Source organism: Nonomuraea sp. 3-1Str (genome assembly GCF_031570565.1).
In the GTDB taxonomy this organism is placed as follows: Bacteria; Actinomycetota; Actinomycetes; order Streptosporangiales; family Streptosporangiaceae; genus Nonomuraea.
The window spans coordinates 173151-190664 of sequence record NZ_JALHBK010000002.1; the positions used below are offsets into that span (position 1 = coordinate 173151).

The following is a 17514-nucleotide window of genomic DNA, read 5'->3' on the forward strand; positions in this document are numbered from 1 at the left end:
GTCGGTTAGTTCTCGCTGCCGGTGGCCTCGGTCCAGAGATCGAGCTCGGCGCGGTCAGCCTGCACCTTGCGCCAGATCAGCAACCCCCCAAGGGCGACCAGCGCCAGAACAAGCAGCTTCTTCACGGTGTGACCCCACTTCTTCGACGGCCTCACCTGCCGGGGTGAGACCCAACGGTTGACATGCAGCCTAGCAAGGGTTCGCTGCGGTCCTTGTTTCGCGCACGAACCAGATGTACGGAATGTGCAAAGCATGGCAAGGCTGGCGCAGGTGAGACCCGCCTTACCCGTCCATCTTGGACAACGATCTGATCATGCGGGGCAAGGCGCGCGGGGTTGTTCTCACGATTCAACAGCCTGGGACGACACCGGAGTGACGGCCATGCCGCGCCGAGCCCATCGTACGGCCGGCGGCATCGCTACGCCCGCCCCCAGGAACATCAGCCCCAGCACCAGCCACCCCACCGTCCCCCATCCCATGACCAGCGTGGTCAGCAGCGCGGGCCCCAGCATGCGGGCCACGGCCGTCCCCGTGCCGAAGAACCCCTGGTACTGCCCCTGCTTGTCGTCCGGAGCCAGCGTGAAGCTGATCTCCCAGGCTCCCGAGGCCAGGAGCAGCTCGCCCACCACCTGGAGCACCACCCCGGCCAGCAGCACGGCGCCGGCCAGCCAGGGCGACGAGCCGGCCGACGACAGCGCGAACACCGCGCAGGCCACCAGCATGACCAGCCCCGCCCGCCGCACCGAGGAGGAGGCGTCGGCGAGGCCGCGGACCCGGCGGGCGACGCGGACCTGGAACAGCACGACCCCCGCCGTGTTGAGCAGCAGGAGCACGGACACCGTCCAGGTGGGGGCCGCGGTGCGCTGGGCGATCCACAGCGGGACGATCAGGCTGAGCATCGGCATGTACAGCAGCATGACCGTGTTGATCAGCGTGACCAGCGCGTACGGCCGGTCGCGCAGCACCGCCAGCCGCGGACCGGCGGTCACCGGCGCGGGCGGCACGGCGGGCAGCCGGAGCAGCACCAGGGCGGCGCCCAGGAAGCAGGCCGCGTCCACGGCCAGCACCGCCAGGTACGCCTCGCGGGAGTTCAGGTGCAGGGCCAGGCCGCCCAGCGCGGCTCCGACGGCGAGTCCCCCGTTCTGCGCCGACTGGAGCGCGGCCCGGACGCGGGTCCGGTTCGCGGGCTCGACCAGCCCGGCGAGCAGGGCCTGACGGGCGGCGGACAGGCCGGTCTGCGCGGTCCCGTAGGCGCAGGCGACGAGGACGAACGGCGGGAACGACCGGACCAGGACGTACGAGGCGACCGCCGCGGCGGTGGCGAGGGCGAGCAGCACGGCGACGCCGCGCGGGCCGCGCCGGTCGGCCAGGTGGCCGAGCGGAACCCCGGCGAGCGCGCCGACGGCCCAGCCGAGCGTCAGCCCGACGCCGACCTGCGCGGGCGACATGCCGACGACGCCGGTGAAGTACAGCGCCGAGGTGACGAGGTACGCACCGTCGCCGGTCGAGGCCACGAGCTGGGCGGCGGTCAGGGTCCTGAGGTCGTTTCCCACCGGTCAGCCCTTGTACGACTCGGGGGTCATGCGGGTGGCCACGCCCATGCGGTTCCAGGCGTTGATCGTGGCCACGGCCACCACCAGGGCCGCGAGCTGCCGCTCGTCGAAGTGCCTGGCCGCCTCGTCCCAGACCTCGTCGGTGACGTCGTGCGTGGACAGGCGGGTGGCGGCCTCGGTGAGGGCGAGCGCGGCCCGTTCCTGGTCGGTGAAGAAGGGCGCCTCGCGCCACACGGCGACGGCGTGCAGCCGGGCGTCGCTCTCCCCCGCCTGCTTGGCGTCGGAGCTGTGCATGTCCACGCAGTACACGCATCCGTTGATCTGGCTGGCCCGCAGCCGGACGAGCTCCAGCAGCGGCGCGGGCAGGGTGCTGTCCTTGACGAATCGGTCGAGTCCGGCCATCGCGCGGTACGCCTCTCCGGCGAGGGCACCGAGGTCCATGCGTTCTGTCATGACACCGAGCCTAGGGAGCGGCTTGTCCCGGTGTAAGCTCCAATTTCCGGCGAATTGATTGGGCCAAGCATGGACGTCCACGTGACGCTGACCGGCCGGGGTGACCTGGCCGCACAGGTCTACCGGCAGCTGCTGGAGGCGATCCTCGACGGCCGGCTGCGGTCGGGTGAGCGGCTGCCGCCGACGCGGGAGCTGGCGCGGCGCCTGGAGATCTCGCGCAACACCGTCGCGGTGGCCTACGACCGGCTCGTCGCCGACGGGTTCCTGGTGGGGCGGGCGGGGGCGGGCACGTTCGTGTCGGCGGAGCCGGTGCGGGGGCGGGCCGCGCCGCGGGGCGTGGTGCGGCCGCGGGCCTTGTGGCGGTCGATGCCGCCCGCCGCGGCACCCGTGTCCCCGGCCCGGTACGACTTCCGGGCCGGTGTGCCGGATCACCGGCTGTTCCCGATGGAGAGCTGGCGCAGGCTGGTGGCCAGGGAGCTGCGGGTGAGCGCCTTCACGACCGGCTACGGCGACCCGGCGGGGCATGAGGGGCTCAGGGAGGCGATCTCCCGGCACATCGGCGTCAGCCGTTCCGTACGGGCCGGCGCGGACGACGTGCTCATCACCAGCGGCGCGCAGCAGGCGCTCGACCTCGTCGGGCGGGTCCTGATCGAGCCGGGCGCGTGCGTGGCGGTGGAGGAGCCGGGGTATCCGCCGGCCCGGCTGCTGTTCCGCTCGCTCGGCGCGCGGGTCGTGGGGGTGCCGGTGGACGGCGAGGGCATCGACGTGTCCGCCATCCCGGGCGGGGTCCGGCTCGTGTACGTGACGCCGTCCCACCAGTTCCCGCTGGGCACGCCGATGTCGCTGGCGCGGCGGGCGGCGCTGCTGGCGTGGGCGGAGCGGCGCCGGGCCGTGGTGATCGAGGACGACTACGACAGCGAGTTCCGCTTCGGGGATCGCCCTCTGGAGCCGCTGCAGAGCCTGGACCGTGCCGGCCGGGTGGTGTACGTGGGCTCGTTCTCCAAGACGCTGCTCCCGGCGCTGCGGCTGGGCTTCCTGGTGGCGCCGGCTTCACTGGCGCCCGCGCTGCGCGCGGCCAAGCAGCTCACCGACTGGCACGGCTCGCTGCCGACGCAGGCCGCGCTGGCCCAGTTCATCGACGAGGGGCTGCTGGCGCGGCACATCAGGAAGGCGACCCGCGAGTACGCGGCCCGGCGCGCGCTGATCACCGCCGCGCTGGAGCGCGACGAGCGGCTGCGCGTGGTGCCGTCGGTCGCGGGCCTGCACCTCTGCGCCCGGCTGGCCCCGGGCGTGTCCGTACGGCCGGCGCCCGGGCTGGCCGTGGAGCGGCTCGACGCGTACTGCGGCGAGACCCCGGCGCTGCCCGGGCTGGTGCTCGGCTACGGCGCGATCCGGCAGCCGGACCTCCCCGCGGGTCTTCGCCTCCTCGACGAGTCCCTGCGCTAGAACTCAGGGCTAGAAGTGCTTGCGGGTCCAGAAGCGTCTGGCCCGCTCCCCCGTCAGCTCCGGGTCGTCCGGCGGCGACGGCTGCTGCACGATGACGACCGTCGTCCTGGCGTGCCGCGCGCAGTACATGCTGGTGGACGGCAGGAGCATGCGGCTGAGCAGGCCGCGCCGGCTGCGCCCGAGCACCAGCAGGTCGCCCTCGCGGGCCAGGTCCACGAGGTGGTAGCCGGGGTCGCCGACCCGGCCGACGACGGCCGTGGTGAGGTCCTCGGGCATCCCGCCCGCCACGTCCTCGAACACCCCCCCGACGACCTCGGCGCAGCGCGCCTCCTCCCCGGACCGCAGCGCCTGCTGCACCGGCAGCGCCTCGGGGAACGGGTGGACCGGCGCCCGGCTGACGTGCACGGCGACCAGGGTCATCCGGTGCAGCCGGGCGGCCCCGATGGCCCAGGCCAGGGCCCAGCGCGAGGCCGGGGTCTCGTCGATCCCCACGATCAGCCTCGGCCCACCGGGCAGGTCATGATCCACGGCACCCTCCTCGAAGGGGTACTCGACCATATTGCTCCTTGCCGCTGGTTACCTGAAGGTGGCACTTTGCGAACTCTGGAGTCCCTCGCTACTCCGGGGCGTGGCGTGCGGGGGCGGAACGACGGCAGGTCCCTTCCCGAGAGGTCAGATGAGCGCGAGCAGCCCTTCGAACAGGGTCTCGCGCTCGTGGCCGGTGAGCGCGGCGTACGGCTGGGCGGCGCGCCGGTTGGTGTCCTCCTCGATCCGGTCACGCAGCGGACCGCAGCCCAGCTCGACGACCGTGTCCGCCGTCAGCCCGGCGGCGTGCCAGGCGGCGGCGTGGGCGTCGGCCCGGTGGTAGCGCAGCGCGGCGACGCGGTTGAACAGCAGCAGGCCGGGCGGCGTCCCCTCGGGCTCGTACGGCGGCGCCATCACCGCGAACGCGCCACCCGGCTCGGCCGCGGCCCGCGCCAGGACCTCGCCCAGCAGGGCGGCCACGGCCGGCACGTCGTAGGCGTCCCAGAGGCGGCGGGTGGCGGCGGCGTGGACCTCGTACAGGCCGCGGAGGTAGGACCGACCGGCGTCCGTGAGCCGCAGGAGGCCGTCGGCGTCCTCGGCCAGCGTGCCCTGGCGGAGCTGGGCCGCGATCTCGGCGTCCAGCTCGGCGGCGGTGCCGTACCGGTAGACGACGGACAGGTCGCGGCGGGTGAGCGGGCGCGCGGGGAGCACGTACCGCAGGTCGATGAGGAGGCCGGGGGTGAGGCCGCACGCCTCGGCGTGGTCGTCGCGCTGCCGGCGGGCCGCGGCGTGGACGTTGACGTGGACCGCGTTGACGACGGGGGCCATGGTGGCCGCGAAAGCCGACAAGTCCGCATTTATCGGCTCATGATGCATGTGCTCATGATTTGTCAGCTCATGGAGCATCGGCTCTTCGCGCATCGGCTCATGATGTATCGGCATCGGCCGCCATTATGCCCGGGTAGGTCCTCGTGTAGGAGGGTCTTGACCGGGCAATGTCGCCCCTTGAACGTGCGGATCACCGGGCGTGGGGTGCGCGTGGGATGATCCCGTCTGTGTCTCCCGCCTCGGTTCCGTTCCGGCTCGTGCGTGCCGCGGTGTTCGCCGTGGTGTGCGTCGGGCTGGGCTGGGGGGCGCACGCGTTCGGCGGGGGAAGCGTGGCTCCGGGCATGGTGGCCGGGGCGCTGGGCGCGGTGTTCGCGGCGGCGTGTCCGCTGTCCGGGCGTGAGCGGACGGCGCGGGCGATCCTGCCGCTGCTCGGCGGGGCGCAGGCCGTGCTGCACGTGGTGTTCTCGCTGGCCCATGCCGCCTCGCCGGTCGAGATGCCGGCGGACGCCCACGCGGGGCTGGTGCCGGGGCTCGGCATGCTCGTCGCGCACGGGTGGGCGACGCTGCTGACGGGGTTGTGGCTGGCCCGGGGCGAGGCGTTGTTCTGGGCGTTGCTGCGCCGGTTGGCGGTGCGGCTGCTGCTCGTGCGGCTGCCCGTGTTCTGGACGCCGTTCGTCATGGTTCGTACGGCCCGGCCGGTGGTGTTGCGCGGGGCCGTGCTGCGGTACGCGGTGAGCCGGCGGGGTCCGCCGATGGTTGTCGATTTGTTCTGACATCTCCCCTCTTTTCGACAACCGCATCTGGGACGTGCGCATGTTCGGCATGCCCGTACCCGGGTGGAGAAAGGCGTTTCCCATGTTCTCCCGTCATGTTCTGGTGCTCGTCGCCGCCGTCTGCGTGCTGACCGCGTGTGGTGGCCAGGAGGCCACCGAGTCCGCCGCCCGGGTGAGCCCTTCTGCCGCCGCCGGAAAGGCTGCCGTTCTCACCATCACCGACCCGTGGGTCAAGACCACGAAGAAGGGGATGACGGCCGCGTTCGGCACCCTGGTCAACCCGACCGGCGCCGACATCACCATCGTCGCCGGCAGCACGCCCCTGTCGAAGAAGGTGGAGCTGCACGAGGTCGTGGAGTCCGGCGGCAAGATGATCATGCGGCCGAAGGAGGGCGGCATCGTGGTGCCCGCGGGCGGCACGCACGAGCTTCGGCCCGGCGGTGACCACATCATGCTCATGGACGTCACCGAAGAGGTGAAGCCGGGCGTGCGGGTGCCGTTCACGCTCACGGTGAAGGGCGGCTCGCCGCTGGAGTTCACGGCCGTCGGCAAGGACTTCGCCGGCGGCAAGGAGGACTACCAGCCGGGGACGGGGCACTGATGGGCGCCGCGATCAGCCGCCGGAGGCTGCTGGCGGGCGGGGTCGCGCTCCCGGTGGTGGCCGGGGGAGCCACGGCCGTACCTGTGAGAGCCGCACCAGCCGTTCCGGGAGCGGGCGACGGGGTGGAGCCGTTCCACGGCGAGCACCAGGCCGGCGTCGCGACGACCCCGCAGGCGCACGCCGTCTTCCTCGGGCTCGACCTGCTGCCCGGCACCGGCAAGGAGGCGATCGTCCGGCTGATGCAGCTCCTCACCGACGACGCCCGCCGGCTCACCCAGGGACGGCCGGCCCTCGCCGACACCGAGCCCGAACTGGCCGTCGCCCCCGCCCGGATGACGATCACGTTCGGGTTCGGGCCGGGCCTGTTCGCGGCGGCGGGCGTGCCGTCGCCGGTGCGGGAGCTGCCCGCGTTCGAGACCGACGAGCTGGAGGACCGGTGGAGCGGCGGCGACCTGCTCGTGCAGGTCTGCGCCGACGATCCGATGACGGTGGCGCACGCGCTGCGGATGATCGTCAAGGACGCGCGGGCCTTCGCGCGGGTGCGGTGGAGCCAGCGCGGCTTCCGGCGCGCCGCGGGCACGCAGGCGGCCGGCACGACGCAGCGCAACCTCATGGGCCAGCTCGACGGCACGGTCAACCCCTCGGACCTCGACCGGTCCGTGTGGATCGGCGACGGGCCCGAGGGGATGCGCGGCGGTACGACGATGGTGCTGCGCCGGATCCGGATGAGGCTTGAGAAGTGGGACGCGGCGGACCGGTCGGCGCGGGAGTTCGCGATCGGCCGCCGGCTCGACACGGGCGCCCCGCTCACCGGCCGGGCCGAGCGGGACGAGCCCGACTTCAACCGGCTCAACCAGCTCGGGTTCCCGGTCATCCCGGAGTTCGCGCACATCAGGCGGGCCCGGGCCACCGAGCCGGGGCGGCGGATCCTGCGGCGGCCCTACAACTACGACGAGGCGGTGGGTCGCGACGGGGCCTCGGAGTCGGGGTTGATCTTCGTGTCGTACCAGGCGGACATCGACCGGCAGTTCGTGCCCGTGCAGCGGCGGGTGGCGGAGGGCGACCTGCTGAACGCGTGGGTCACGCCGATCGGCTCGGCGGTCTTCGCGATCCCGCCCGGCTGCGCGCCGGACGGGTGGGTCGGCGACCGCCTGCTCGCCGCCTGACCTGCCATGCCCGCCCGGGTCCCGGCTGCTCGCGGCCGCGGACCCGGGTCAGGCGAACGTGCTGCCCGGCAGGCACGACGGCGGCCGGTCGGACGGCGGCCAGACGTAGGGCAGGTCGTCCGGCTCGGGGCCGAAGAGGGGGACGTAGAAGGCGGGATCCTTGCGCAGCAGCGCCGAGCGGTGGCTGAGGTGCAGGGCGGCGTCGCCGAGCCACGGCGGCAGCTCGCCGTGCGTCTCCAGGTCCGGCTGGGCGCGCACCACGCGGTGGCCGCAGTGCTGGGCCACCTCACGGGTGATCGTGCCGGCGCAGGTGTCCTGGCGGCCGAGGTCGCACCACCGGCCGCACACCTCCAGGCCGTACCTGGCCAGAGCCTCCTCGTAGCCGGCCCACATGCGCACCGCCGGGTGGTGACGCCAGCCGTACCCGGGGACGGTGAGGGCGCGCAGGATCTGCAGGGCCTCGACCCGCTGCTTCCCGAGGCGCCGGGGGTCGAGGACCTCGGCGCACCTCGCGAAGTCGGGATAAGGGAGGAATGTCTGCACGGGCCGTCCTCCTTCTCGGGCACCCCCACCTTTCTCCGGCACCCCTACCCCGTGGACGCCACCAGACCGGCCACCGCGAGCGCCGTCTCCGGGTGGCGGGCCAGGAGGGCGACGGCCTCGGCGTGCGCGGCCGGCTCCTCCGTCAGCCAGCCGCCCTCGCAGCCGAGGAGCGACGCCACCGCGTCGCACGTGCCCGGCTGGGCGCGCAGGAGCTCGGCGACCGGCCCGCCGGCCACGGCCACCGGCCCGCCCGCCGCCGCGGGGACCGCCGTGCGCCCGCTCCACGGCGGCACCCAGGCGTCCAGCTCCGCCAGCCCGGCGGGGAACGTCCGGCCCGCCTCCCTCACCAGCACCGGTACGAGCTCCCGCGCCTGCTCCCGCAGCGTCGTGATCAGCCTGGGCAGCCACGGCAGCAGCACCGCGTCCGGCAACCGCGCGAACGCCTTGGAGATCAGCTCCACCACGAACGGCGTCAGCGACGGCACCGACTCCAGCGCCTGCACGAACCCGCTGATGTAGAGCGGGAACGACGGCAGCACGAGCGGGTTGGCGAGCAGCTCGTCGCACCGCTCCCGCAGCGCGGCGATCGACAGCAGCCCGAGCTGCGTGTGCGCCGCCCACAGCAGCGCCACCTTGGCCGGCGTCCGCGGATGCGACTGCTGGACGGCCAGCTCCAGCTGGGCCCGCTCGCAGCCGAGCGACAGCGCCAGCCCCTCCATGGAGAACAGGAAGCCCAGCATGGCGCCGACCTGCCGGACCCCGGTGTCCTCGGCCACGAACGCGGTGGGCAGCAGCGTGCAGTACTGCGCGTAGCCGGTGGTGACGAACGCCTCGCACCAGGCGGGCAGCTCCGGCTCCGCCGCCCGGTAGTGGGCGAGCAGGCGGCGGATGCGGCGCAGCACCTCGGGCGCGTCGTCCACGGTGCGCTCGGCGGACAGCAGCTCGACGGCCCGCGCCCCCAGCTCGTCGGTGAAGCGGCGGCTGCCGAGGAACACGATCGAGTCCTCGACCGCCTCCAGCGCGGTCGCGGCCGTGGCCCGGGGGTGCCGCACCGCGTCGCGCAGGCGCCGCTCCAGCACCTGCTCGACGGTGACGCCCTGGTAGCCCAGCTCGATGACGGAGCGCTGGTGCTGGCCGAGGGACAGGTCCCAGCTCTCCTGGATGGACCGCTCGCCGAGCCGCCGCGTGCCCATGATGGGGCGCACCGCGCCCTCGGGCAGCAGGTAGCGCAGCATCCACAGCAGGTGCGAGCAGGGCGCGAGGTGGGGGTCGGCGTCGAGGTTCATCAGCGCCCGCTGGACCGTGCGCTTGTGCAGGTCGAGCCCGAGGGGCTCCAGCCGGTCGTAGACGTCGCGGGCCAGCGGCGGCATCGCGTCGTAGCCGACCTGGCCGATGCGGTCGCCGCCGAGCAGGATCTCGCACAGGTGCCGGACGTCGCGCCGGCCGGGCACCACGTCCTTCTCGATGCAGGTGACCGCCGCGTCCTGGAAGTCGTACGGCGTCGGCCGGGCACGGTCGCGCATGCTCGCGAGCAGGATCGACGTCTCGTACACGGCGATGGCGTCGGCGGTGCTGGCCAGGTAGCCGTTGCGGCGTGCCAGCCGGACCAGGTCCACGCACCAGCCGAGCAGCTCGGCCTCGTCGAGCCCGCCCAGCTCCGGCGGCTTGGACAGGAACCCGCTCAGCCGGTCCGCGACCGGCCGCGGCGTCTCGGGTCCCGGCTCCTTCGCGCGGGTCCGCTTGGTCGTAGCCTGCCCCGGCTGTCCCTCCAGCCGGTACGGCTGGACGCCGCCGCGCGAGACGGCCTTGGCCCAGGTCGCCGCCGCGATCGACACCGAGCCGGAGGCCAGGCCGAACTGCGCCTCGATGGCCGAGTGGCTGGACGGGATGAGGCCGTACAGCCACCGCGTGCCCGTGCGGGGCGTGATGGCGTATGTGCCGGAGCCCGCGAGCCCGAACTCCTCGACCCGGCTGGCCGCGTGGAAGGCGCCGCACACGTACAGGCAGCGCTCCGGGTCGGCGCCGGAGGTGGACAGGTGCTCGCGGATGCGCGTCCACATGTGGCGCTCGCGCTCCTCGTCCCGCGCGAGCCGGTCGCCCCGCTCCGGGGCCAGCCGCCGGAACAGGCTGCCGATCAGCACCATGACCTGCCGGTAGGTGTCGTGGTCGGCGTCGAGCAGGGGGCGCTCCACGTACTGGTCCCACCACTCGGACCAGTGGCGCACCTTGCCGTGGTGCAGCAGGTGGGCCTCCAGCTCGGCGAAGCGGGGGCGCAGGTCGCCGATCTCGATGCCCACGGCGTCGCCGTGCAGCGCCGCGTCCTCACCGTGCTCCGGCTGCTCTTCCTCGGCGGCGTCCTCGTCCTTGGGCAGCCACTGGAAGACGTGGTCGGCCGAGCGGTCCACGAGGACCAGCTCGACGCCGGGCGTCTCCAGCGCGTACGCGATGACCTGGTACTCCGCCGACGCCTCGGTGATGGGCGCCACCACGCTGAGCGGCCCGGAGCCGGGCGGGAAGCCGTCGAGCTCCGTCGCGAACGCCTGCAGGGCCACCGGCAGGCGGCAGTTGCGCAGCTCGCCGAGCAGCGGGCGCAGGTCCTCGCACAGCTCCAGGTAGACGACCTGGGGCCGCTTCTCGCGCAGCCGGCGCGCCATGGCCAGCGCGGACGCGGGCGAGTGGTGGCACACCGGGAAGATCTCGAGCTCCTCACGCAGCGCCCGGTCGACGTCGTCCACCAGGCCCGCGAGGATCTCGGACAGGGAGGCCGGAGCGCCGGCGAAGGCCGCGGCGGCGTCCAGCAGCTGCTCGCGCAGGGCTCCGAACGGACCCGCGACCGCGCCGGGCGAGCTCATGACAGGGTGGCGATCGCCTGGCGGCCGCCTTCGAGGAAGTCCGGCCATTCCCCGCCGTCCTTCTTGCTGCGGGGCTCGACGACGCCGTGCCAGTACTTGTTGAGGATGGCCAGGTCCTCCGGGTTGCGGCGGGCCAGCGAGCCGACCAGGGAGCCGGCGAGGGTCTGCGCGCGCAGCGTCTGGTCGCCGAAGAACTGGCTGTGCAGGATGGCGTCCTCCAGCACGCCGATCTGCTCGGCCGTGGACAGCGCCGACTCCAGCCTCTCGTCGTCGCTGCTCGCCGACTCGGACGCGGCCCGCAGGTCGGCGAAGCTCTGCAGCAGGATGTCGAGGAGCGTGGGCGGCACGTCCAGCTCGATCCGGTGGCGGCGCAGCAGCTCGGTGGTGCGGAAGCGGACGATCTCCGCCTCGCTGCGCTTGTTCGTCACGACGGGGATGCGGACGAAGTTGAAGCGCCGCTTCAGGGCTGAGGACAGGTCGTTGACGCCCCGGTCGCGGCTGTTGGCGGTCGCGATGATGGAGAAGCCGGGCTTGGCGAAGACGATGTTGTCGTCGTCCAGCTCGGGGATGGACACGTACTTCTCGGACAGGATCGAGATGAGCGCGTCCTGCACGTCACTGGTGGAGCGGGTCAGCTCCTCGAAGCGGCCGATCACGCCCTGCTCCATCGCCGTCATGATGGGCGAGGGGATCATGGAGTCGCGCGACTGCCCCTTGGCGATCACCATGGAGACGTTCCACGAGTACTTGATGTGGTCCTCGGTGGTGCCGGCCGTGCCCTGGACGACCAGCGTCGAGTTGCGGCTGATCGCGGCGGACAGCAGCTCGGCCAGCCAGCTCTTGCCCGTGCCCGGGTCGCCGATCAGCAGCAGGCCGCGGTCGGAGGCGAGGGTCACGATGGCGCGCTCGACGAAGCTCCGGTCGCCGAACCACTTCTGCTTGATCTCCCGGTCGAGCCCGTCGGAGCGATCGGAGCCGAGCACGAACAGCCGCACCATCCGGGGGCTCAGCCGCCACGAGAACGGCTTGGGCCCGTCGTCCACGGACTCCAGCCAGTCGAGCTCGTCGGCGTACTTCACCTCGGCGGGGGCACGCAGCATCTCGTCGGTCATGCGGGGGACTCTCCTAGGTGAGGAAGCTCTTGAGCTCGAACACGAGTTTGCGGATGTGGCCGGAGATCACCGGAGTGCCGAGGTCCTTGAACTTCTGGCGGAACCACGGGTTGACGCTCTGCTGGCCGGAGCTGTTCACCGAGCCGACGGGGATGAACCGCACGCCGGAGCGGTGGACGGCCTGGATCCCGTCGAACAGCGGCTGCGACCGGTCGAACTCGTAGAAGTCCGAGATCCACACCATCACGGTGTTGCGCGGCTCGGCGATCTTCGGCCGGGCCATCGCCATCGCGACGGGCCCGTCGTTGCCGCCGCCGAGGTCGGTGCGCAGCAGCACCTCGAACGGGTCGTGCACCCAGGGCGTCAGGTCGATCGCCCTGGTGTCGTACGCGATGAGGTGGACGTCCACCTTCGGCAGCCCGGCGAAGATCGACGCGAGGATGGTGCAGTTGACCATGGAGTCGACCATGGAGCCCGACTGGTCCACCACCACGATCAGCCGGGACGGCGTGTTCTTGCGGGCCGTGTGCCGGTAGAAGAGGCGGTCGACGTAGAGCCGCTGGTCCTCGGGGCTCCAGTTGGTGAGGTTCTTCCAGATGGTCCGGTCGAGGTCGAGGTTGCGGAACACCCGTTTGGGCGGCACCGATCGGTCGATCTTCCCGGCGCTGGTCTGCTCGACCTGCGTACGGAGCACCTCGGCGACCTCGTCGACGAACCGGCGGATCAGCGCCTTGGCGTTGGCCAGCGCGATGCCCGACAGGTTGGCCTTGTCGCGCAGGAGCTGCTCGATGAGCGACATGCTGGGCGTGAGCTGCCGGGCCAGGGTGGGGTCGGCCAGCACCTCGCGCAGGCGCATCCGGCTGACCAGATCGCCTTCGAGGCCGGCCAGGACGCCGCCGAGCTCGTCGCTCGCGGGGTTGGCGCGCAGCCCGCCGGGCTCGTGGCCGAGGGCGCGCTCGAACCAGCCGGCGTCCTGCTGCCAGCGGGCCAGGCCGCTCGCGGAGACACTGCCCGAGCCGGTCGCGAACACGTTGAGCAGCAGCTTCGACACCAGCGCGGCCCGGCGCACCTCCTCGGGGCCGATCTCCTCGGACTCCGGCAGGCCGGGCGCCATCAGGCCGTCGAACTCGGCGGCCAGCTCGGGGAAGCGCTGCACGACGTTGTCGACCGAGATGCCGGGGTCGAGCAGGGCGGCGGGCAGGCCGAGGTCGCCGACGACGGCCATGCTGCCCGCTTCGAGGGCGGGCTGCTCGTCGGCCTCGAAGACGCGGGACAGCAGCCGCCAGTAGAGGAGCTGCCGCCGGTTCGCGTCAGCGCTCGAAGACCCGCGCGGGGACTCGCTCGGGGATTCGGCAGGGGACTCGCTCGGGGTTTCGCTCATCGCCGCAGCAGCCGTCCCGCCCGCTCCTGGAGTACGGCGACGACGTCGCCGGCCTTCGCCACGGCCTTGACCACCTTGGGGTCGGTGGGACCGAGCGCCCAGTCGCCGTTGCCGGCCTCGACCGGCTTGCGCTTGACCATCGCCTGCACCGCCAGCGGCTGGACGGACCATCGTCCGCCGTCCCAGCGCATGAGCCCGACGCAGGCGGTGGAGGCCGCCACGAGCTGGGGGGTCAGCGGGCCGCATGAGGGCAGCCGGTCGGTGTCGAGGGCGATCGGGTGGCCGTCGACGTCGAGCGTGCCGTCGCCGGTCACCGTGTAGCCCTCCAGCAGGACGGGCTCGGCGATCCGCACGGGATGGCGGTCGAGGGGCGGCGCCGGCGGGGCGAGCGCGCCGGCGAGCTGCACGCGGGCCACGGCGAACGGGTCGGCGGGCTCGCCCGCGCGGGCCCGGTCGTCGTGCCACACGAGGTCGCCGCCGGGCAGCAGCGGCATGCCCGTGAGGTCGAGGGCGCGGTGCTCGGCCAGCGCCGTCAGCAGCGCCGGGTGGCCTCCCAGCAGCCGCCACACGGCGGGGCCGGTGATCGTGTCGACCTTCATGGCGCTGACGCTCGCGCGCACCAGCCGCTTCGGCTCGTCGCCCGCGGGCTCCAGCACGCCGTGCACCTGGACCTGGACGGCGGTGCCGTGCTCGTGGACGTCCACGCCCAGGGGCAGCAGCCGCCCGGAGACCGTGACCGGCTCCGGACGGGCGGGCAGGCCGCCGGGCTGGGCGAGCAGGAGGGCCCGCGCCCACAGGTCGCCCCACCGGCGGGCGGGCAGGTGCGGCATCAGGCCGATCGGGCCGGAGGCGGCCAGCTCGGCCGCCAGCCCGTCGAGCAGCACCGCGAGGCGGCGCGCGGCGGGCTGGGCGAGCAGGGCCTCGACGGCCTGCCCGGAGCCGGAGACCAGGTCGTGGTCGACGCCGCGCCAGCCGGTGATGGCCAGCTCGTGCAGCCAGGAGCGACCGGCGGCGAGCAGGTTCGCGGGGACGCCCGGCTCGTCCGGCGTCCCGCCGGTGGCCGGCCAGGGCTCGCGGTCGCGGCCGAGCGCGGCGTCGAGCCGGTCGAGCAGGGCGTCGTGGACCGCGCCGAGCAGCGCGGTGCGGGCCCCGGCGAGCGCCGCCAGGTGCTCCTCGCCGACCGAGCCCGCGGCGATCTTGGCCGCCGCCTCGGCCGCCCGGTCGCCCAGGGGCGTGCCGGCCATGGCCCCGGCCAGGGCGGCCAGCGCCCCGGCCCGCTCCTCGCCGAGCCGGGCGAACCCGTTGGCGAGCGCGTCGTCGAACCCCGTCACCAGCTCCAGGGCCTGCCCGGTCCCGGGCACGTCGCCGTCGAGCAGCGCGGCGAGCTGCACTCCGCGCATCAGGCACCCGCCCCGGTCGCCGGGAACCACTGCAACTCGGGCACAGGCTCACCCGTGCCCGGCAGCTCCAGGTACGCCAGGTGGCGCAGGAACCGGCTGAACACCATGGACGCCTGCGTCCGCTCCACCGAGCCGTCGAGGGCGCCGATCAGGTCGCCGTCCTCGCCGACCTCGGCCCGCAGGTAGCCCGCCACGCGGTCCAGGCCGTACTGGAGCACGGCCTCGGCGGCCAGCGCTTGGAGGTGCTTGCACGGCGAGCCGTACAGGCCGCCGCAGGGCCGGTTGTTGTTGGTGCTGCAGCTGTAGGCGTGGGTGCCGGCGGCGATCGAGGAGACGTACACCCGCTCGATGTCGGAGCCGCTCGACACGACGCCCTGCAACCGTCCGTCGGCCAGCTCGACGAACGGCACCTTGGCCAGCTTGCGGGGCCGGACAGGCGGCACCACCGGCACCACGCTGCGCTGCTCCCACGCGGCCATGTCCGCGGTCACGACCTTTCGACCTCCCAGCCCGTACGGCTCGCGGACGCCTGATCGTGCGACGGCACTACGCGAACGGCCGATTGATGATCCGAAAATGTACCCCAACCGACCGACAATCCTGGACCGGAAAAGATCACCGGAGGTGGGGGCTCAGGAGGGCAGGGCGCGGCGCAGGAAGCCGAGCTGGTGCAGCAGCAGGTTCTCGGCCACGGACTCCTCGACGGGCAGGTGGGTGGTGCGCGGCAGCGGCAGCACCTCGTGCGCCTTCCCGGCCGCGAGCAGCGCCGCGGACAGCCTCAGGGTGTGCGCCGGCGCGACGTTGTCGTCGGCCAGGCCGTGGATGAGCAGCAGCGGCCGGGTGAGCGACGCGGCCTCCAGGACGGGGGAGCAGCGGTCGTACGCCTCCGGGTGCTCGTCCGGGTGTCCGAGGTGGCGCTCGCGCCAGTGCGTGTCGTACAGCCGCTGGTCCGTGACGGGCGCGCCCGCGATGGCGGCGTGGAAGACGTCGGGCCGGCGCAGCACCGCGAGCGCGGCCAGGAACCCGCCGAACGACCAGCCCCGGATCGCCACCCGTGACAGGTCCAGCTCGGGCCGGCGGGCCGCCGCCTCACGCAGCCCCTCGATCTGGTCGTCGAGCACCGGCCCGGCGAGGTCGAGGTGGATCTCCCGCTCCCAGGCGGGCCCGCGTCCGGGCGTGCCCCGGCCGTCCACCGCGAGGACCGCGAAGCCCTGCTCGGCGAACCACTGCGAGACGTACGTCCACCACGCCTGCTCGGCGGTCACCTTGCGCAGGGCCGGGCCGCCGTACGGGTCCATGAGGACGGGCAGCGGGGCGTCGCCGGGCCGGTGCCAGGAGGGCAGGAACAGGGCGGCGCGCAGCCCGCGGGGGCCGAGGCTCAGCAGCTCGGGCCGGGGCTCCAGCACGGGCCGCTGCGCGTGCGAGGCGATCTCCCGTTCCACGGCTTCCCCCGCACCGGCTGCTCCCGCCCTGGCTGCTCCTGCGCTGTGGACTGTGACGCGGGTGCCGGGACGGTCGAGGGTGCGGGAGAGGAGCACGGTGGTGCCGCCCCGCCGCACGGCGCTGTGGACGCCCGGCTCGGTGGTCAGCGGCCGCGCCCCGGCGTCCGGGTCGTACGCCCACACGTGGGTCTGCGTCGGCTCGTCCGTCGCCGCGAACAGCACGGTACGGCCGTCCACGGCGAGCACGCCGAGGACCTGGAGGCCGGGCGGGGTCACGGGCACGCCGTCGGCCATCAGCCGGCGCGTGCCGTCCACGTCGCCGGCGGTGAACAGCGCGCCGGCCGAGTCGCGGGCGGGCAGGCCGGGCAGGAGCTCCACCCAGGCGTCGTCGCGCTGCTCGGCCAGCACCCGGGCCGCCCCGGTGGCCGGGTCGATCCCCAGCACCTGGACGTGGCGCTGGTCGCGGCTCTGCACGGACGCGTACGGCCCTGCGGCGTCCCAGCCGGCGTCGGTCAGGTACTCGAACCCCTTGGTGTCCCAGGCGACCGGGGTGAGCGGCCTGCGTCCTCCGGCGTCGGCGATCCACAGGCTGACCTCGGCGTTGGCCGTGCCCGCCGACGGGTAGGGAAAGCTGACCGGAGGCCGGGAGGGGTCGGAGGGGTCGGCCAGGTGCCAGCGCCGCACGGGCGCGGTGTCCACCCGGGCGACGAGCAGCCGGGTGCCGTCGGGCGACCACCAGTAGGCGCGGTGGCGGCCCATGGACTCGCTCGCGACGTGCTCGGGAAGGCCGAAGGTGACCTCCGGCCCGTCCGGCACCGCCACCGCCCGATCCAGGGCGTCTCCTGTGTCGGCCACGCGGAGGGCGCCGCCGCTGACGTACGCGACGCGGCGGCCCGTGGGGTCCGGGCGGGGGTCGAGGGCCGGCTCGGCCGCGGCGACCGGCCGTACCAGGCCGTCGGAGACGCGGACCGTCCACAGCCGGCCGGACAGCGCGAAGGCCAGCAGCTCGCAGGCGGCGTCGGCGGCGTAGGCGACGATGCCGGAGGACAGCTCGCCCGCCCGCTGACGCCGGGTGAGCTCCTCGGCGGAGAGCTCCTCGCCCGCGCCCACGAGCAGCGCCCGGGGGTCGGCGAGGAGGCGTTCGCGGCCGGTGGCGACGTCGAGCGCCCACAGGCAGCTCACCGGGTCGTCCCCGGCACGGCTGCGCAGGAAGACGACGGTGCCGCCGTCGGGCGAGACGCTGACCTTGCCGGGCGCGCCGAGCGTGAACCGCCGCGTGCGGGCGAGCTGACGCGGCAGGGAGGGGGCGGACATGCTGCTCCTTCGGGTAGCGCGTGCGGCGGGGCGAGGCCCCGGCACGCGACGGACATCCGAAAAGCAGCGTGGCCGCCTCCTCGGGAGACGGCCTGTCAGTTCATCCACAGTTTATCACCGGCGCC

General features: G+C 73.8%; 16 protein-coding genes. 4 read left to right on the forward strand and 12 right to left on the reverse strand.

Annotation, left to right across the window (positions count from 1 at the left end; all coding sequences use genetic code 11):
* Positions 1–5: 5 nt before the first annotated feature.
* The 3 genes from MTP10_RS04520 to MTP10_RS04530 form a co-directional block, all read right to left on the reverse strand.
* A complete protein-coding gene (locus tag MTP10_RS04520; RefSeq protein ID WP_013130296.1) occupies positions 6–125 on the reverse strand; it encodes a DLW-39 family protein in 120 nt (39 codons plus the stop codon).
* A gap of 216 nt (positions 126–341) precedes the next feature.
* Positions 342–1553, reverse strand: a complete 1212-nt coding sequence (locus MTP10_RS04525) for an MFS transporter (protein ID WP_310707711.1) — start codon at positions 1551–1553, stop codon at positions 342–344.
* Positions 1554–1556: 3 nt separating this feature from the next.
* Positions 1557–2006: a carboxymuconolactone decarboxylase family protein gene (locus MTP10_RS04530; RefSeq protein ID WP_310707712.1), complete on the reverse strand. Its 450-nt coding sequence runs from the start codon at positions 2004–2006 to the stop codon at positions 1557–1559.
* A 69-nt stretch (positions 2007–2075) separates the two neighbouring features.
* Here MTP10_RS04530 and MTP10_RS04535 point away from each other — a divergent pair, with 69 nt between their 5' ends.
* Positions 2076–3452 (forward strand): PLP-dependent aminotransferase family protein, encoded by a 1377-nt coding sequence (locus tag MTP10_RS04535; RefSeq protein ID WP_310707713.1) that lies wholly within the window; start codon positions 2076–2078, stop codon positions 3450–3452.
* A 9-nt stretch (positions 3453–3461) separates the two neighbouring features.
* Here the strand turns inward: MTP10_RS04535 and MTP10_RS04540 are convergent, their stop codons facing one another.
* Positions 3462–4010: a universal stress protein gene (locus tag MTP10_RS04540; protein WP_310707714.1), complete on the reverse strand. Its 549-nt coding sequence runs from the start codon at positions 4008–4010 to the stop codon at positions 3462–3464.
* A gap of 114 nt (positions 4011–4124) precedes the next feature.
* The gene (locus MTP10_RS04545; protein WP_310707715.1) at positions 4125–4826 is read right to left on the reverse strand and encodes a hypothetical protein; all 702 of its coding nucleotides are present in this window, start codon (positions 4824–4826) and stop codon (positions 4125–4127) included.
* A gap of 206 nt (positions 4827–5032) precedes the next feature.
* Here MTP10_RS04545 and MTP10_RS04550 point away from each other — a divergent pair, with 206 nt between their 5' ends.
* The 3 genes from MTP10_RS04550 to MTP10_RS04560 all read left to right on the forward strand — a co-directional run bounded on the left by MTP10_RS04550 (position 5033) and on the right by MTP10_RS04560 (position 7345).
* Entirely contained in the window at positions 5033–5578 is a 546-nt protein-coding gene (locus MTP10_RS04550; protein ID WP_310707716.1) for an MFS transporter, read from the forward strand.
* An 82-nt stretch (positions 5579–5660) separates the two neighbouring features.
* Positions 5661–6179 (forward strand): copper chaperone PCu(A)C, encoded by a 519-nt coding sequence (locus MTP10_RS04555; protein ID WP_310707717.1) that lies wholly within the window; start codon positions 5661–5663, stop codon positions 6177–6179.
* Positions 6179–7345 carry a Dyp-type peroxidase gene (locus tag MTP10_RS04560; protein WP_310707718.1) on the forward strand — a complete coding sequence of 389 codons (1167 nt, stop codon included), beginning with the start codon at positions 6179–6181 and terminating at the stop codon, positions 7343–7345. Before MTP10_RS04555 ends, MTP10_RS04560 begins: the two co-directional genes overlap by 1 nt.
* 48 nt (positions 7346–7393) lie before the next feature.
* On the opposite strand, the gene MTP10_RS04565 is transcribed toward MTP10_RS04560, so the two are convergent.
* The 7 genes from MTP10_RS04565 to MTP10_RS04595 all read right to left on the reverse strand — a co-directional run bounded on the left by MTP10_RS04565 (position 7394) and on the right by MTP10_RS04595 (position 17389).
* Positions 7394–7888, reverse strand: a complete 495-nt coding sequence (locus MTP10_RS04565) for an MSMEG_6728 family protein (RefSeq protein ID WP_310707719.1) — start codon at positions 7886–7888, stop codon at positions 7394–7396.
* Between the two features lie 44 nt (positions 7889–7932).
* Positions 7933–10740 (reverse strand): DUF5682 family protein, encoded by a 2808-nt coding sequence (locus tag MTP10_RS04570; RefSeq protein ID WP_310707720.1) that lies wholly within the window; start codon positions 10738–10740, stop codon positions 7933–7935.
* Positions 10737–11852 (reverse strand): AAA family ATPase, encoded by a 1116-nt coding sequence (locus MTP10_RS04575; RefSeq protein ID WP_310707721.1) that lies wholly within the window; start codon positions 11850–11852, stop codon positions 10737–10739. The genes MTP10_RS04570 and MTP10_RS04575 overlap by 4 nt, the downstream gene beginning before the upstream one ends.
* Positions 11853–11865: 13 nt before the next feature.
* Positions 11866–13233: a VWA domain-containing protein gene (locus MTP10_RS04580; protein ID WP_310707722.1), complete on the reverse strand. Its 1368-nt coding sequence runs from the start codon at positions 13231–13233 to the stop codon at positions 11866–11868.
* The gene (locus MTP10_RS04585; RefSeq protein ID WP_310707723.1) at positions 13230–14633 is read right to left on the reverse strand and encodes a hypothetical protein; all 1404 of its coding nucleotides are present in this window, start codon (positions 14631–14633) and stop codon (positions 13230–13232) included. Before MTP10_RS04585 ends, MTP10_RS04580 begins: the two co-directional genes overlap by 4 nt.
* Positions 14633–15124: a hypothetical protein gene (locus tag MTP10_RS04590; RefSeq protein ID WP_310707724.1), complete on the reverse strand. Its 492-nt coding sequence runs from the start codon at positions 15122–15124 to the stop codon at positions 14633–14635. Before MTP10_RS04590 ends, MTP10_RS04585 begins: the two co-directional genes overlap by 1 nt.
* Before the next feature lie 141 nt (positions 15125–15265).
* Positions 15266–17389: a prolyl oligopeptidase family serine peptidase gene (locus MTP10_RS04595; protein WP_310707725.1), complete on the reverse strand. Its 2124-nt coding sequence runs from the start codon at positions 17387–17389 to the stop codon at positions 15266–15268.
* Between the last annotated feature and the right edge of the window lie 125 nt (positions 17390–17514).

Coding starts and splice junctions, on each gene's coding strand:
- MTP10_RS04540 (WP_310707714.1), bottom strand. CDS start 4,010: ATGGTCGAGTACCCCTTCGAGGAGGGTGCCGTGGATCATGACCTGCCC.
- MTP10_RS04530 (WP_310707712.1), bottom strand. CDS start 2,006: ATGACAGAACGCATGGACCTCGGTGCCCTCGCCGGAGAGGCGTACCGC.
- MTP10_RS04585 (WP_310707723.1), bottom strand. CDS start 14,633: ATGCGCGGAGTGCAGCTCGCCGCGCTGCTCGACGGCGACGTGCCCGGG.
- MTP10_RS04570 (WP_310707720.1), bottom strand. CDS start 10,740: ATGAGCTCGCCCGGCGCGGTCGCGGGTCCGTTCGGAGCCCTGCGCGAG.
- MTP10_RS04555 (WP_310707717.1), top strand. CDS start 5,661: ATGTTCTCCCGTCATGTTCTGGTGCTCGTCGCCGCCGTCTGCGTGCTG.
- MTP10_RS04575 (WP_310707721.1), bottom strand. CDS start 11,852: ATGACCGACGAGATGCTGCGTGCCCCCGCCGAGGTGAAGTACGCCGAC.
- MTP10_RS04580 (WP_310707722.1), bottom strand. CDS start 13,233: ATGAGCGAAACCCCGAGCGAGTCCCCTGCCGAATCCCCGAGCGAGTCC.
- MTP10_RS04535 (WP_310707713.1), top strand. CDS start 2,076: ATGGACGTCCACGTGACGCTGACCGGCCGGGGTGACCTGGCCGCACAG.
- MTP10_RS04595 (WP_310707725.1), bottom strand. CDS start 17,389: ATGTCCGCCCCCTCCCTGCCGCGTCAGCTCGCCCGCACGCGGCGGTTC.
- MTP10_RS04560 (WP_310707718.1), top strand. CDS start 6,179: ATGGGCGCCGCGATCAGCCGCCGGAGGCTGCTGGCGGGCGGGGTCGCG.